At 46.6% G+C, this 16416-nt stretch carries 16 protein-coding genes and 1 pseudogene; all 17 read left to right on the top strand.

Annotated elements, in window-relative coordinates; all coding sequences use genetic code 11:
• Window positions 1-8 precede the first annotated feature (8 nt).
• The 17 genes and pseudogenes from BM293_RS02690 (at window position 9) to cas2e (ending at window position 16266) form a co-directional block, all read left to right on the top strand.
• Entirely contained in the window at window positions 9-542 is a 534-nt protein-coding gene (locus BM293_RS02690; RefSeq protein WP_093446613.1) for a DUF3087 domain-containing protein, read from the top strand.
• Between the two features lie 28 nt (window positions 543-570).
• Window positions 571-963 (top strand): ectoine synthase, encoded by a 393-nt coding sequence (locus tag BM293_RS02685; RefSeq protein WP_093446611.1) that lies wholly within the window; start codon window positions 571-573, stop codon window positions 961-963.
• Window positions 964-991: 28 nt separating this feature from the next.
• A pseudogene (locus BM293_RS10435) lies at window positions 992-1096 on the top strand (Fic family protein); the annotation flags it as partial.
• Window positions 1079-1513: a Fic family protein gene (locus BM293_RS02680; RefSeq protein WP_369793722.1), complete on the top strand. Its 435-nt coding sequence runs from the start codon at window positions 1079-1081 to the stop codon at window positions 1511-1513. The pseudogene BM293_RS10435 and the gene BM293_RS02680, both read left to right, overlap by 18 nt.
• A 116-nt stretch (window positions 1514-1629) precedes the next feature.
• A complete protein-coding gene (locus BM293_RS02675; protein WP_093446609.1) occupies window positions 1630-1887 on the top strand; it encodes a type II toxin-antitoxin system Phd/YefM family antitoxin in 258 nt (85 codons plus the stop codon).
• Window positions 1878-2132: a Txe/YoeB family addiction module toxin gene (locus tag BM293_RS02670; RefSeq protein ID WP_093446608.1), complete on the top strand. Its 255-nt coding sequence runs from the start codon at window positions 1878-1880 to the stop codon at window positions 2130-2132. The genes BM293_RS02675 and BM293_RS02670 overlap by 10 nt, the downstream gene beginning before the upstream one ends.
• 13 nt (window positions 2133-2145) lie before the next feature.
• A complete protein-coding gene (gene hrpA / locus BM293_RS02665; RefSeq protein WP_093447838.1) occupies window positions 2146-6081 on the top strand; it encodes an ATP-dependent RNA helicase HrpA in 3936 nt (1311 codons plus the stop codon).
• Between the two features lie 87 nt (window positions 6082-6168).
• Window positions 6169-6729 (top strand): c-type cytochrome, encoded by a 561-nt coding sequence (locus BM293_RS10315; RefSeq protein WP_234968869.1) that lies wholly within the window; start codon window positions 6169-6171, stop codon window positions 6727-6729.
• 131 nt (window positions 6730-6860) lie between these two features.
• A complete protein-coding gene (locus tag BM293_RS02655) occupies window positions 6861-7835 on the top strand; it encodes a helix-turn-helix transcriptional regulator (protein ID WP_093446606.1) in 975 nt (324 codons plus the stop codon).
• Between the two features lie 63 nt (window positions 7836-7898).
• Entirely contained in the window at window positions 7899-10490 is a 2592-nt protein-coding gene (gene cas3, locus BM293_RS02650; RefSeq protein ID WP_093446604.1) for a CRISPR-associated helicase Cas3', read from the top strand.
• Window positions 10491-10498: 8 nt separating this feature from the next.
• Window positions 10499-12031 (top strand): type I-E CRISPR-associated protein Cse1/CasA, encoded by a 1533-nt coding sequence (casA, locus tag BM293_RS02645; protein ID WP_093446603.1) that lies wholly within the window; start codon window positions 10499-10501, stop codon window positions 12029-12031.
• A gap of 9 nt (window positions 12032-12040) precedes the next feature.
• Complete coding sequence (gene casB / locus BM293_RS02640) at window positions 12041-12553, top strand: type I-E CRISPR-associated protein Cse2/CasB (protein WP_093446601.1); 513 nt, start codon at window positions 12041-12043, stop codon at window positions 12551-12553.
• On the top strand, window positions 12546-13181 hold the full coding sequence (cas6e, locus tag BM293_RS02635) for a type I-E CRISPR-associated protein Cas6/Cse3/CasE (RefSeq protein ID WP_093446600.1): 636 nt from the start codon (window positions 12546-12548) through the stop codon (window positions 13179-13181). Before casB ends, cas6e begins: the two co-directional genes overlap by 8 nt.
• Window positions 13182-13219: 38 nt before the next feature.
• Window positions 13220-14356, top strand: coding sequence for a type I-E CRISPR-associated protein Cas7/Cse4/CasC (gene cas7e, locus BM293_RS02630; RefSeq protein ID WP_093446598.1), 1137 nt, complete (start codon window positions 13220-13222; stop codon window positions 14354-14356).
• 3 nt (window positions 14357-14359) lie between these two features.
• Window positions 14360-15106, top strand: coding sequence for a type I-E CRISPR-associated protein Cas5/CasD (gene cas5e / locus BM293_RS02625; protein WP_093446597.1), 747 nt, complete (start codon window positions 14360-14362; stop codon window positions 15104-15106).
• A complete protein-coding gene (cas1e, locus tag BM293_RS02620) occupies window positions 15099-15998 on the top strand; it encodes a type I-E CRISPR-associated endonuclease Cas1e (RefSeq protein ID WP_093446595.1) in 900 nt (299 codons plus the stop codon). The genes cas5e and cas1e overlap by 8 nt, the downstream gene beginning before the upstream one ends.
• The gene (cas2e, locus tag BM293_RS02615; protein ID WP_093446594.1) at window positions 15976-16266 is read left to right on the top strand and encodes a type I-E CRISPR-associated endoribonuclease Cas2e; all 291 of its coding nucleotides are present in this window, start codon (window positions 15976-15978) and stop codon (window positions 16264-16266) included. Before cas1e ends, cas2e begins: the two co-directional genes overlap by 23 nt.
• Window positions 16267-16416 lie beyond the last annotated feature (150 nt).

Raw genomic sequence — 16416 nt, 5'->3', positions numbered from 1 at the left:
GAGGAAAGATGTTCCAAATTCAAGATATAGATCCAAAGGTTTATCGTACCAACACCCGCAACGCAACTATTCGGATTATGGCGTTGTTTATTTTAGTGGGTTTTAGTACCTCTTATGGTTTTTACAGCTTATTTGATAATCCGCATAACCCATTAACGATTCAGATTATTGGCGCATTGATGGGGCTGGTTTTGGTGTTTTGGATTACGGCTAAGTTCTTTAAAGATAAGCCTTGGATGAAAGAAGCGATGTATGGCTGGAAGTTAAAGCGTAGCCTGATGCACATTACCAATGCCATGCGTCAACTACAAGAAAAAGTGGCCGCCGGTGATCAAGATGCGATGAAAATCATGCGCTTCTACCATTTAGGTGTTACCCAAATGTATACACTCGAACAAAACACCAGTGGCTTAATTGATCTTAAAGCCGAAAAAGAGCAGCTTGAGGCGCAAATGCGTGAGCTAGGTTTGGATGTTGAGCAAACGACTTTTGAGCTTGCCAAGCTTAAAGCGGTTGTGGGTGATGCGTCAGCGGCAAAATGAAAAAACATTTAACAACAAGGAGTATTTTATGAAAATTGTTCGAGTTCAAGACATTATCGGTACGGAGCGTGAAGTGACAGGACCGGGTTGGACAAGTCGCAGGATGCTACTAAAAAAAGATGGTATGGGCTTTTCGTTTCATGAAACTATTATTCCCGCCGGCGCTGAACTTAACCTGTGGTACAAACACCACCTAGAAGCCGTGTATTGTGTGGCTGGTAATGGGAAAATTCTGGATAAAGCAACCGGAGAAACCCATGACATCACCGATGGAACACTTTATGCGCTTGATCAACATGATCAACACACCCTATATGGTGGCACTGAAGACATGCGCTTAATTTGTGCATTTAATCCACCTGTAACAGGTCGTGAAGTGCATGACGAAGACGGCGCTTACTTACCAGATACCATTGAATAACAATTAACTTTATTATGACTGGTTAAAAAACACCGATCATCATCCTTTGATTGCCAGCGCGGTATTTCATTATGAGTTTGAATTTATTCATCCGTTTGCCGATGGCAATGGGCGCATGGGGCGTTTGTGGCAAAGTTTGATTTTGGCGAAGTGGAATCCGTTGTTCGCTAACTTGCCGATCGAAAGTTTGGTGCATGCCCATCAAGCGGATTATTATCAGTCAATTGGGCAAAGCACCGAGCAAACCGACTGTGCGCTCTTTATTGAATTTATCTTGTCGATTATTGAGCAAACTTTGCGCGAACAATTAACCGAGACCCCGCAAGCTACCCCGCAAGTTTTGCGTGAGATTCTGCAGCAACAACCAGGCCTGGTGGCCTATTGTCAAACACCAAGAACACGTGCAGAACTGCAACAATTCTGCGGTTTAAAAGATCGCGAACATTTTAGAAAAGCGTTTTTGAATCCCTTGTTAGAGTGGGGTTGGTTGCAGATGACCCAGCCGGATAAACCTAAAAGTCCAAAGCAAAAATATTATTGTTCCCTCTAGATTGACAAAGATAGATTGACGGAAATTTAAGGCTAACACTGACGATTGAATGAACGAATGGATTAAGGTTTAATGTTGTACAATATATTGTCATTAATCAAGCGGGGTTGATAACCATGCAAGCAGTTACCTATTCTTGGGCGCGCAACCATTTAGCGGAAAGTATTAACCAGGTGTGTGATAATCATGAAGCGATGGTGATCACCAAAAAAAATGATCGTGCAGCGGTCTTGATGTCACTTGAGGACTATCAAGCGCTAGAAGAAACCGCTTACTTGCTGCGTAGCCCGAAAAATGCCAAGCGTTTAATGGATTCGATCCATGAGCTTGAAAGTGGACAGGGTCAAGCGCGGGCATTGGTTGAATGCGATTAATATTTTCAGAGCATGCTTGGTCTGATTATCTTTATTGGGAAACGCAAGACAAAAAGACCCTCAAGAAAATCAATGATCTGATCCATGAAATTCAACGAACGCCTTTTGAAGGGCGAGGTAAACCAGAACCGCTTAAACATGCATTAAGCGGTTATTGGTCGCGCCGTATTAACCAAGAGCACCGCATTGTTTACAAGCTGGTGGAGAATGATCTTCTCATTGCTCAACTTCGCCATCATTACTAAATTTAAAATACTCATGTTCTCATTTCCTAAAAATCCAGCTGAACTTTTCCCGTTGATAACGCAAGCGCAAAGTCGTGATCAGTTTCGATTAAAACGTGATTTAAAGCGGTTAAACCTGAGTGCTGACACCGAGCAAGACAAGCAGGCCTGGTTGCGTTGGTGTGAAAGATTACAGCAATCGTTGGATAAGGTGCAAGCACGCAAAGCCTTGGTGCCGACCATCAATTATGATGCCGCTTTACCGGTGGTGGGGCGGCGTGATGAGTTATTGGCACTGATTAAAAACCATCAAGTGGTGGTGATTGCAGGTGAAACCGGTTCGGGCAAAACCACCCAGATCCCCAAACTCTGTTTAGAAGCCGGACGCGGTGTGATGGGACGAATTGGTTGTACGCAACCGCGACGTTTGGCTGCGCGCAGTGTCGCGGAACGTTTGGCAGAAGAACTCGGTTCGAGCTTGGGTGAGTTGGTCGGTTATCAAGTGCGTTTTCATGATCAGGTACACGAAACCAGTTTAATCAAAGTGATGACCGACGGGATTTTATTAGCTGAAATCCAAAACGACCGTTTTCTCAGTCAATACGATACGATTATTATCGACGAGGCGCACGAGCGCAGCGTCAATATTGATTTTCTGCTCGGCATACTTAAACAGCTGCTGCCCAAGCGCCCGGATTTAAAAGTGATTATCACCTCGGCGACCATTGATACCGCACGCTTTGCTGAGCATTTTAAACAACCCGGTCGGGTGGTGCCGATTGTCGAGGTGTCTGGGCGCACCTATCCGGTGGAAGTGCGCTATCGTCCGTTGGGTCAGGTCGAAATGGACGATGGCACGGTGATTGAGCAGGATTTAACCGATGGCATTATCGAGGCGTTGGACGAATTGGCGACGCATGATCCGTTTGGCGATGTACTGGTGTTTCAAATCGGCGAGCGCGATATCAAAGAAACCGCCGAGGCACTACGTAAACAAAATTTAAAAAACACCGAAGTCATTCCACTTTATGCCCGTTTGTCGATGAGCGAGCAAAACAAGGTGTTCCAAACATCCAACAAGCGCCGGATTATACTGTCCACCAACGTCGCCGAAACCTCACTGACGGTGCCGGGCATTCGTTATGTGATTGATCCAGGCCTGGTGCGCATCAGCCGTTATAGCGTGCGCTCAAAAGTCCAGCGACTGCCGGTCGAGAAAATCTCGCAAGCCTCGGCCAATCAGCGTAAAGGGCGTTGTGGGCGTGTGGCGGACGGTATTTGTATTCGCTTGTATTCCGAAGAAGATTTTAACGCGCGCCCTGAATTTACTGACCCGGAAATTCACCGCACCTCGTTATCCTCGGTGTTATTGAATATGGCGCAGCTTAAACTCGGCAAGGTGCAAAGCTTTCCATTTATTGAGCCGCCGGAAGAAAAAGCCGTCAATGACGGTTATCGTCAATTGATTGAAATTGGCGCGTTGGATGACAAAAAACAACTGACTGCCTCTGGGCGTGATTTAGCGCGCTTACCGCTCGAACCGCGCATTGCCAAAATGGTATTGGAGGCGGAAAAAAACAATGTGCTGGCCGAGGTGTTGATTATTGCCGCCGCCATCAGTATTCAAGACCCGCGGGACATTAATGAACAAACCATGCAGGCCGCGCGCACCAAGCACAAGCAATGGGAAGATCCGCGTTCAGACTTTTTGTTTTTCCTCAATTTGTGGCGGTTTTATGAATACCAAGCGCGTCACCTCAGTCAAAACAAACTGCGCAAACTCTGCAAAACCAATTACCTATCGTATTTACGTTTGCGCGAATGGCATGATTTATTTCACCAGCTTAAAGTCAGCTTAAAGTCGATTGGCTTAAAAGTCGGTGAACTGCATTTATATGAAGAAGTCACTGAAAATGGCCAAACCCTTGAACGGCTGAGTGATTTGCATAGCATCAATCTGCATCGTTCGCTTCTAGCAGGCCTGCTTGGGCAGATTATGATGCGCGATGATGCGCAGGGCTATCTGGGTGCACGCGGCACCAAGCTGTTTATTCATCCGAGTTCGGTGTTGTTTAAACGCAAACCGAAATGGCTGATGTCGGCTGAAATGGTCGAAACCAGCAAGCTTTACGCGCGTACCAATGCCGAAATTGATGTGCGTTGGGTCGAAGACTGTGCGCCGCATTTAATAAAACGCAGTTATGCCGACCCGCATTGGCAGAAAAAAACCGGTCAGGTTGGTGCCTATGAATCGGTGACCCTCTATGGTTTACCGATTGTCAGCCGTCGTGTTTGCAACTACGGGCCGATTAACCCAAAAGATGCGCGTGGCATTTTTATCCGTGCCTTGGCGCAACAAGAGGTGAACACCCGTGCCGCTTTTTATCAGCATAATCTCAAGCTGATAGAAAATATCGAACGCTACGAAAGTAAATTGCGTCGGCCTGATTTATTGGTGGACGAGCAGGTGTTGCAAGATTTCTACGCCGCACGGATTCCTGAACACATTTATAACCAACTGGCCTTAGAAAGTTGGTTGAAAAAGGCCGATAAAAAGCAACATGAGGCATTAAAACTGACTGAATCTGATTTATTAAAACAGGATTTAGACCGTCAGTACGAGCGCGATTTTCCTGATCAAATTCAACTCAGCCAGCGCATCCCCTTGCAACTGGATTATCGTTTTGAGCCGGGCAAACAACAAGACGGTGTGGTATTTAAAATTCCATTAGCCGGTCTGAACCTGGTGAATGAAAGCCAGTTTGAATGGCTTACTCCCGGATTTATTAAGGAAAAAATAACCTGCTATATCAAAGCCCTGCCAAAACAACTGCGCAAACAGTTTGTGCCTGCACCTGCGGTGGCCGAGCGCGTGGCGCAACATATCAGTGCCGAGCAGGGCGAGTTTGCGCCTCAGCTAATTCAAGCACTCAATCGCAGCGCACAGCACAAAATCGGTCTCGATGATTTTAACGCGGTCAGCTTGCCCGCCCACCTATTGCCTTGGTACCAACTGCTGGATGACAAAGGCAAGTTGATTGCCGAAAGTGCCGATTTGGCCGAACTCAAACGACGTTATCAACATCTGGTTGAAGCGAAAATTCAGCAAAGTGGTGGTGAGCAAAAACAGGCGGTCACCGAATGGAATTTTGGTGATCTTAAAGACAATGAAACCATTAAATCCCACGGCAAGCAATTACAAGCCTATCCAGGCCTGGTGATGGAGCAGGGGCGGGTGTTTTTAACCCGCAGCGGCGACGAACGTCAGGCAAAAAAACACCATGGCTATGCGGTCTGGGCGTTGTTAAAAATGCAGCTGCACGACAAGGTCAAATATCTGCAAAAACATCTTAATCTCAAGCAGGCCTGCTTGTGTTTTGCGCCCTATGGTTCCTGTGCCCATTTAACCGAGCAGATTATTGATAAATCGCTGCGCCGTCTCGTGCCGGAACCGCAAGCCATACGTCAACAATCAGAATTTGAAGCTGCCTTGGCTACCCTCAAAGCCGACTGGGTGGCCGATGCGCAAACCTTAGCAGGACTGGTGACGGAAATTTTAACCGGTCATCAACAACTGGCTAAACAAGTGAAAGGCAAAGTGAATCCGCGTTGGTTGGCTTCGATGGACGATATTAAAAGCCAGTTGGATGGTTTGGTGAATCTGAATTTTGTGCTGGAAACCCCGGATACCTGGCTCAAACAAATGCCACGTTATCTAAAAGCCTTGCAATTGCGCCTGGAAAAACTGGATTTAGACCCGCAAAAAGATCAACACACCCAACGCCAAATGCTGGGTTTACTGGCCGATTATGACACCCTGGCACAGCGTTATGGTGCGCATCCGCCGTCTGAATTAATCGAGCTGCGTTGGATGCTGGAAGAGTTGCGCATTTCATTGTTTTCACAACCGATGAAAACCATCCAAACTGTGTCGATTACCCGGTTAGAGAAGGCACTAGCCAAGCTGTAATAAAAACGCACTCGCGAATAGTCATTCTGGCAAAGTTTGTGGTATTGTTAGTTGGTGCAAAACTAAATTTAGACTCAGGAGAGACTTATGCGACTCAATAAACTAACTGCAACATTTTTTGCTGCAACGCTGGCTGGTTCATCATTAATGCTAGTTGGATGTGGTTCTGATAACTATTCGGATGCAGAAAAAAAGGTTGATACCCGCGAAGTAGCTAAACCTGCAGAACCTTCAATGCCAAGCTTGTCTAGCCGTGTTGAAAGTGACATTCCCGCTACTTTTACGGGATCAACTGATTCACAAGCCATGCCCGAAACAACCACTAGCCCAGGCCAACCTCCTATGATGGCAGAAGAAGTACCTGAAACATTAACAGAAGCGACTGAAACAGTAACGCAAGTAGCCGCGGCGCCTGCTGCCAATGGCCAACAGCTTTATAGCACCTGTATGGGATGTCATGGCGCCACAGGCGGCGGTGGCGTGGGTCCAAAACTGCAAGGTCAAGACCGTGACGACTTTATAAGCAAAATGAACGCCTATCGTGCGGGCGAGCAGGTCGGACCAATGACGGCGATGATGGCACCGATGGCTGCAAATCTAACCGATGCAGAAATCGAAGCACTAGCGGATTACATTGTGACTTTCTAAGTTATTGCGCTTATTTGCGGCCTGAAGGGCTGTAACTCGATAACCCTCTTGTGCGTTTGTACAAGAGGGTTTTTTATTGGGTTAAATTAGGGTTTAATACCACCTTAACTAAGATTAATTAAGGTGGCTTAATGGATAAGGTGATTCGACTTAATAAGCTCAGTCAATATTTGCAACAGTCTAGCGGCCCGATTGGATTGGCCGAAATTGCCGATCAATTTGACTGCTCTACCCGCACCATTCGGCGCGATCTAGAATTACTTGTTCAAGAAACAGGTGCGCCGTTTTTTATTTCAGATAACCGAGTTTACCGCGACAAAAGCCATAGCCAAAAAGTGCCTATTGCCGGGTACTGGTTAACGCCAGAAGAACTGCAAGCGCTCTTAATTCTAAGCAACAGTTTGAATCAGTTACAAGCAGGCCTGCTCGCAGAACAACTGGCGCCTTTTAAGACGCAAATTGAGCGCAGGCTGGGTCAGCAAGGGCAAGCTAACCCAGCGCTTAGCGAAAAAATCAAAATTATTCAAATGGCCAGCGGTCCTTTAAACCAACACATCTTCACTCAAATCGCCCAAGCCCTGGCCAACCAAAAACGGCTCAACATAACATTCTGGAGCCGGCAGACTAATGAAATCAACGACCGAGAGATTTCACCGCAACAACTGATTCGTTATCGCGATCACTGGTTTCTCGATGCATTTTGTCACCACCGCCAAGCGATTCGCAGCTTTTCGTTAGAGGGCATCAAGCAGGCCTGTCTACTCGAGCAAGCCGCGCTCGAGGTCCAGCCTCAAGACCTATCCGAACACTTTGAAACCAGTTACGGTATTTTTGCCGGTCAAGCCGACCAACAGGCCGTGCTCAACTTTAGCGCCTACCAAGCACGCTGGACACAATTTGAAACTTGGCACCCCGAGCAGCAGGCCTGCTGGTTAAACGACGGGCGCTACCAACTCACCATTCCCTACAAGCACGACACCGAACTCATTCAAGACATCTTAAAACACGGCCCCGAAATCGAAGTGATCGAACCGCCCGAACTCAGGCAGAAAGTAAAACAACGCCTAGAAGCAACACTCAAGCAATATTCCAGTGACAGGATCTGACAACGAGGGGTGGTAAACTTCAACTATCCGGATTAAAGCGCTAGAATTATGAAAGGAAGCGATATGCTGCGTAGAACACCAAAGTTATCTGAACCCACACATCAAGAATCATGCAATGCTGTTTTCCCGTTAAAGGCGTGTTTGGCAAAAACTTGGAAGCAAACGGATGGTAGTGTTTTAGCCGGGCGTGATGTTTTTACCCATTGTTTAATTGTCGGGCAAGTCGCTCAGTCCTTAATTGAGCAAATGCCAGAATGGTTGTGTGACGCGTTTTTTCCAAAAGGTTCAGCGTTGGTCGTCGCGTGCCATGATGATGGCAAAGTGAGTCCGACCTTTCAGCGCAAGATATACGCGAATCTGACGCAAATCCCTGCAGAACGATGGTCGAGTATTCAAGACGCAACACTCGATGAAAACAAGTTATGGGGTGGTCATGCAGGTGTCAGTCAAGTCACTTTAGAAGAGATCAAGGCGGGCCAATATATCCCTGAAATCGCCGGACAACATCATGGTTGGTCACCAAATACTGGTGCCCGCCAAGCGAAATCAGAGGTGTTCGGTGGTGAAGCTTGGTTGGCGCAACGTATTACCTTAATCGAACAACTTAAAAAGGCCTTAAACCAAGATTTCCCAACAATTGAAAGCCCGTTACATGCAAAACTGATTGCCGGTTTAACGACAGTGGCCGACTGGATTGGGTCGGGCAGCTTGTTTGACAGCCCAGCGGAAGACTGGCAACCCAAAATTCAGCAAGCGATTGAAGCGGCAGGATTTATTGCGCCCAAAGTGAAGCCCAATCTGACCTTTGAGCAGGTGTTTGGTTTTCAGCCGCGCGAGGCACAAAGCCAGTTATTTGAGCTGGCCAATCAGCCAGGCATCTATGTGCTCGAAGCGCCTATGGGGTTAGGTAAAACCGAAGCCGCGCTCTATGCAGCCTATCAACTGCTTGTGCAAAACAAAGCCACCGGTATTTATTTTGCACTGCCCACACAACTCACCTCAGAAAAAATCCATGAACGGGTCGGCGAGTTTTTAAACAAGATGCTCGAAGACGATTCGCTTCATGCCAGCCCAATTTTATTGCACGGCCAGGCCAGGTTAAAACAGCAAATGGGCGAAGAGGCGGCACCGGGCGGACAATGGTTCAGTCAAGGAAAAAAAGGCATTTTGGCACCATTTGCGGTCGGCACGATTGATCAGGCGTTAATGGCCGTGCTTCATGTTAAACACGGCTTTGTGCGCACTTTTGGTTTGGCTGGCAAAGTGGTTATTTTGGACGAAGTTCATACTTATGATGCCTATACCGGTACGGTGATGGATGAACTGGTTGATGAGCTTCGTAAGCTGCATTGCACCGTGATTATTCTCAGTGCAACCCTCACCCAAGATCGCCGCCAAGCTCTACTAAAAACAACCGTGGTTGAAGAGGCCTATCCCTTGATTAGTGGATTAGCCAATCACACACTCACTGAAATTGCGATTCAGCCTGCTGAGCAAAAAACAGTCGAGATAAAAATCGAATCCGATACCGAAAACGCGATAGAAGAAGTCCTCATTCGCGCTGAACAAGGGCAACAAACTCTCTGGATTGAAAACACTGTGGCCGAAGCGCAGGAACGTTTTTTAACCCTTTCTGCACGTGCTTCTGGTTTAGACATTGATACCGGTTTGCTTCACTCACGCTTTACTCAAACCCACCGCCAACAAAACGAACAGCTGTGGGTCACCTCGTTTGGTAAAGCCGGTTGGCCGGAACGTCGTGCCAAGGGACGTATTTTAGTGGGCACACAAGTTTTAGAGCAGTCACTGGATATTGATGCCGATTTTCTGGTCACGCGTCTTGCCCCCACCGACATGATTTTGCAACGACTTGGTCGTTTATGGCGACATGAAAACCCCCAACGCCACCCGCAAGCAAAACAACAGGCCTGGTTATTGGCACCAAATTTAGAGGAAGCGATTGAAAAGCCGGAAAAAACATTCGGTGTTTCTGCCAAAGTCTATGCGCCCTATGTGCTATGTCGAACACTAGAGGTTTGGCAAAATCGAACGCAAGTTAATTTGCCACAGGATATTCGCCCGCTGATTGAAGCGACTTATCAAGCACGCGCTGAACAAGACAAGTTAGCACTCTATTTGCACGACATTGAGAAAAAACGAACCACCTTGCGGAGCTTGGCGTTACAAGGCATGAGTGCGATAGGGCGTGCTAAACCGGATGAAGCCGTGACTACACGTTATTCGGAGCAAGAAACGGTTGAGGTTTTACTGTTCAACCAGGTCGAGCTTAACCAACTGCATCAAAACCAAAAAGGTACTTGGCTGACCTTTAGCGACGGACAACGCGAATTTTATCCACACAATGGTCGTACGTTTGGTCACACAAGGTGGCGTGAACTCGCCGCTAAACTGCAAATGAATTTGGTCAAAGTCGCCACGCATACCGCGCCTAATGCAATGTTGCAATCATCATTAAGTTGGTTAAAAGATTATGTCTATTTAGGGCATCCAGAACAATCGGATGCACAAGTCCGAGTCGCCGTAATTCGTGAAGACGACCAACTTAGCGCCCTCGACGGTAACACGCAAATAAACGATAAATATCAACTGAGTTACAACGACTGGTTGGGTTACCAATCCCAAAAAAATACTTAGGAGAAACCATGACAGAAAACCGATTTAATTTAATTGATGAACCCTGGATACCTGTGGTGGATGTCGGGCGGGTTAGTTTAAAAGACATTTTTAGCAATCCCAATTTAAAAGCGCTGGGTGGTAATCCGGTGCAAAAAATTGCGCTCACTAAGTTGCTGTTAGCGATTGCGCAAAGTGCCAACACTCCAGAAAACGACCAGGCCTGGTTGGAACTTGGGACGGAAGGATTGGCAAAATCCTGTTTAGCTTATTTAGAAAAATGGCACGACTGTTTTTATCTCTACGGCGAACAACCTTTTTTGCAAATGCCAGCCATTGCAAAAGCGGCGATTCAACCTTTTGGTGCGGTATTGCCCGAAATCGCCACAGGCAATACCACGGTGCACACCCAAATCCAGCAAGAAAAAACACTGGACGATGCTGACAAGGCTTTGCTTGTATTGCAATTGATGGGGTTTGGATTGGGTGGCAAAAAAACGGATAACACGGCTGTTTTAACCCAAGGCTACCAAGGCAAAACCAAAGAGAATGGCAAGGGTATGACTGGTAAACCGGGAAGCTCAATCGGATTTATGGGCTTTTTGCATAACTTTCTACAAGGTCAAAACTTGCAGGGTTCAATTTGGCTCAATTTGTTTACTCAAGATCAAATCAATCAAATGCGTGTGTTTGAAGCGGGATTAGGTCAAGCGCCTTGGGAACAAATGCCAGCAGGCGAAGCAGATACAACAGCTAAATCACTTAGCCAATCTTTAATGGGGCGTTTGATTCCCTTGAGCCGTTTTTTGCTTCTGAGTAAAGAAGGATTGCATTATTCAGAGGGGATTGTTCACGCAGGTTATAAAGAGGGTGTGAGTGATCCAAGTGTGTCGGTGAACTATTCAGGCAAAGACCCGAAAGCCATTTGGGTGGATACTGAAAAACGCCCGTGGAGGATGTTAACGGCTCTATTAAGCTTTATGGCCACGCAAACCAAGGAGGTTTTTACCTGTCCGCAATTGGAGTTTGGTTTGACGCGCGGTGCAAAACAGTTAAAGCAAATTGGGATTTGGTCGGGTGGTTTGCGTGTCAGCAGCAATGCAGGGGAGCAATATGTATCGGGTTCAGATGATTTTTTGGAATCGACCGTTTCTATCCCAGCAGAATGCATTGGTGCGACTTGGTTTGAACATTTGCAATCAGAAGTGTCCGAATTGGATGCGTTAGCCAAAACCCTGTATGGCTGTGTCATGAGTTATTACAAGCATCAATTAGTCGAGGGTAAAAACCAAGCAGCACGTGCTACCAACTTATTCTGGCAACTTTGCGAAGGCCGTTTTCAGGAACTCGTTAATGGTGCAGATAACGCTCAACAGCGCTTCGCTTTACGTAAAGTGTTTGCCGGTTTTGTGTATCAAGCGTTTGAACTTTATTGCTCTAAAGAAACGGCTCGCCAATTGGATGCTTGGGCGCAGTCACGCCCCAATTTAAGTAAATATCTCGCGCAACCCAAACAGCCTGATCTCGGGGCGGTGGGTCAAGAGCAAATTAAAACAGTTTAAGGAGGTGATATGAGTGAACGAAGTCAAAAGTTTGTGGATTACATTATCCAACGAATCAAAAACAACAAGGGTGACGCCGCCGCATTACGCCGCGCCGATAACCCCAGCACCGAATATCAGTCATGGGAAATATTGGCTGGTTTTAATATCAAACTCGATAGCGAAAACGAACGTTTGCCATTTGCCACGGTTGCCGCCGATTTGGCGCGTACCAAAGCGGAGGCGAATGGCAAAACCTTAATCGGCCAAGCGATTGCCCGTTGCTATGAAGACGGCAATCAAAGCGAGCAAGCCAAAGCCAAATTGCGCCGCTTGTTAGCTTGTGATACCACCGCAGAAGCCTGTCGAATTCTGCGCCCATTATTGACGCTCGCTGAGTCTAAAGGCGTTGCACCCCTGAATTACGCCGCCTTGCTGGATGATTTACTCTGGTTCAGTCACGATGAATCTCGTCAAAAAATCAAATCCCGCTGGGCGCAAAACTTCTATGGCAAGCAAGCTGAGGAGGGCGTCGATGAATAATGACGTTTTGGCTTATGCCTCGGTACTGCGTTTAAGTCGCAGCGACATCAAAACTCTGAAAATTACTGATGCCTATTCCCTGCATAAACAGGTTTATGGCCTGTTTGATGATATTCGCAGCGATGCGGATAAAGCCAACAGCGAATCAAGCGGCATTTTGTGGGCGGACAAGGGCGGTGATTTTCATTCTCGGAACATCCTCATGCTTTCCACGCGCAAGCCACATCAAACCCCACAATTTGGTGAAGTCGAAACGCGCATTATCAAGCCGGACTTTGTGCAACACAATCGCTATGGATTTGAAATCACCCTCAACCCAAGCAAGCGCAACAAACACACAGGCAAAATCGAAGCCCTTCGCAAAAGAGACGGGATTGCGTTGTGGGCCATCGAAAGGGCGCATAAAAGCTGGGGCTTTGTAATCCATCCTGACCATTTGCAAGTGCAGATCAACCCGGTTTTGCAGTTTGAAAAAGGCGGTAAAACCATTACCCATAGTTCCGCGCATTTAAAAGGTGAATTAAACGTCACCGACCGCGCGCAATTTACCTACAGCTTTTTACAGGGCATCGGGCGCGGCAAAGCCTTTGGTTTTGGTTTACTGCAAATTGTGCCTTTAATTGACTAATTTATTTAAAACTTAATTTTTACCTTGGAGTATCCAACATGAACAACGCTAACCCATTAAAAAATACCCGCATTGAATTCCATATTTTGCAATCCTTCCCGGTGACCTGTTTAAACCGTGACGATGTTGGCGCCCCTAAAACCGCCATGGTTGGCGGTGTGCCGCGTGCGCGAGTGAGTTCGCAAGCCTGGAAACGCCCTGTGCGTTTGGCGATGCAGGGATACGGTGCTGTAAACTTAGGTTCAAGAACTAAATTTGTTTCTGCGTTAGTGCAAGCCGAATGTAAAAAGTTAGGCGCAACAGATGAGCAGGCGAAAGTTTGCGGCGATTGGTTGGAGGGCGCTTTCATTAAGGCAAAAGAACCTAAGAAAGGCAAAAAAACTGAAGAAGTTGAGGTTGATGATGCAAAAGAATCTACTTCTGATGCCTTGATTTTTTTATCACCTAAAGAGGTGACTAAATTGGCTGAGTTATTTGCCGAAAACGGCTTTGATGCGATTAGTGTTTTAAAGCAAACTGACCAGAAAAAAAGAGCAAAAGAAGTTGCTTCAATTTTAGATAAATCAAATATGAATGCAGTTGACATTGCGCTCTTTGGTCGCATGGTAGCGCAAGCCGCTGAATTAAATGTGGAAGCAGCCTGCTCATTTGCACACGCCATTTCAACCCACAAAGTAGCCAATGAAGTCGAATTTTTTACCGCTGTCGATGATGACCCTATGGGTATTCGTGAAGATTCGGGTTCAGCTCACATGGGCAGTTTAGAATTTAACTCCGCGACCTATTACCGTTATGTCAGTTTAGATTTAGGCCAACTGTACCAAACACTCAATGGTCAAAATATGGCGGGTGCGATTGAATCCTTTGTTAAGGCACTTTACGTTGCCGTACCTACCGCACGCCAAACCACCATGACCGGTTTATCCGCTTGGGATTACGCCAAAGTCTTCGTGCGTAAAGGCCAAGCTCTGCAAGCCAGTTTTGACAATCCGGTAAAAGCCAAAAGCGAAGGCTATCTTGCGCCGAGTGTTGAAGCACTGAATGCCGATTTAGACAAAAAACAACAGATGGCGGGTTCACTGTTTGGCAAGTTAGATGAAATCGAATTGCCACCGAGCAATATTGACGACCTGATTGCCAAACTTGTCGCGCATTTACCAGCCGATGCGGAGTAAGTTATGACCCAACCAAATACTACAGACCCCTATCTGTTGCTTTGGTTTGAAGCGCCCCTGCAATCATGGGGCGCGGATTCCAAATTTGGCCGGCGCGATACGCTGAAATTCCCCACTAAGTCTGGGGTACTAGGTTTAGTGTGCAGTGCTTTAGGCGCAGGTGGCGAACAAACAGAATTGTTAGCCCGTTTTGCATCACTAGATATGCAGGTAATCAGTTATCGTAAAACCAAACCGAATGGTCAAAAGCGCGACAAAGAACCTCTTTTACGCGATTTTCAAATGGTTGGTAGCGGTTATGACGAAAAAGACCCATGGCAGAATTTACTTATTCCTAAAAAAGCAGACGGTAGTAAGCCGAATGGTGCAGGCACAAAAATGACTTACCGTTACTATCTGCAAGATGCCGTTTTCGCGGTGGCTTTGCAAGTCCCCACTGATTTAACCGAATCCATCGCGCAAGCTCTGCAAAATCCGAATTGGGATATTTATCTCGGTCGCAAAAACTGCATCCCCACCGAGTTAGTGTTTCAAGGGCAATGTGATGATTTTGACAGCGTGAGCAACCAGGCCTGGTTGTTAGCAAAACAAAAAAACTTGATTGAAGATTTTCGAGTCCTGCAGGGAGAAATTGAAGGCGATGAACATCTCACCCTCAATGATGTACCGATTCAATTTGGCGAACACAAAAAATACCGTGATCGCCAAGTGACAGTGCTTTACATCCAAGAGGAAGCAGTGGATGGCTGAACAACAACCCGCCGACAAACCTGAAGTGAAACGGTTATTTATCAAAGTCACGCGCGACAGCTTGCCGCAAGTCAAAGATAAATATCCGTTTATTTACCTTGAGCGCGGCAGGCTGGAAATTGACGATGCCAGTGTTAAATGGATAGACAGCACCGGTAATGTTATTCGTTTACCGGTTGCGACATTAAATTGTTTGTTACTAGGCCCAGGAACCAGTATTACTCATGAAGCCGTAAAGGTAACGGCGGCGGCGAATTGCAGTATTTGTTGGGTGGGGGAGGATAGCTTGTTGTTTTATGCTTCCGGCCAAACGCCCGCATCCGATACCCGCAATTTACGTCATCAAATCGAACTCTCGGCTGTTCCTGAAAAATCAGTTGAAGTGGCACGGCGCATGTTTTCACGGCGTTTTCCTTCAGCAGATTTGGCCGAAAAAACACTGCAAGAAATGATGGGCATGGAAGGCTACCGTGTGCGCCAACTATATGAACAAAAAGCGCAAGAATACGGAGTCGGCTGGCAAGGTCGCAAATTTGTACAAGGCAAATTTGAGTTAAGCGACATCACCAACCAAATTCTTACCGCTTGCAATGCCGCACTTTATGGCATTTTAAGTTCATCAGTTCATTCACTGGGGTACTCGCCTCATATTGGCTTTATTCATTCGGGTAGTCCCTTGCCGTTTGTTTATGATTTGGCCGATTTGTATAAAGAACACTTGTGTATTGATTTGGCGTTTTCTCTAACCAAAGACATGGGCGGGCGGTACAACAAATATAAGGTTGCAAATAAGTTCAAAGATCGTGTAATCGAAATGGATTTACTGCAAACGATTGCAAAAGATATTGAATCGGTATTGGGAGAAAAAAATGCTCGTCGTCATCGCAAATGATTTGCCCCCTGCCGTGAGGGGGCGCATGAAGTTGTGGTTTATTGAACCTAGACCGAATGTGTTTGTTTCAGGCGTGAAAGATTCGGTGGCGAAAACGGTGGTCGAATATTTGTATGAACATTGTCCCGCCGAAAGCGGTTTAATGATCTTTCGGCGCACACCCAAAACGCCGGGCTATGAAATCCGCGGTATCGGTGATCACAATCGGGCGATTACTGAAATATCAGGCCTACAATTGGTTGTTGAAAAGCAATTAAGCGATAGTTAAATTTTGTCAAACACGAATTATTGTGTTTGAATAAGCGCTCATTAACAACTTATTGCTGTCTTCCCCACGCCCGTGGGGGTGTTTCCCAGCTTTTTAACCGGTATCCGTAGCCGACATTGTCTTCCCCACGCCCGTGGGGGTGTTTCTAAT

The organism is Thiomicrospira sp. ALE5 (assembly GCF_900112445.1).
Taxonomy (GTDB): Bacteria; Pseudomonadota; Gammaproteobacteria; order Thiomicrospirales; family Thiomicrospiraceae; genus Thiomicrospira.
The sequence above is the reverse complement of the archived record's forward strand: the minus strand, read 5'-3'. Positions and strand labels throughout refer to the sequence as shown.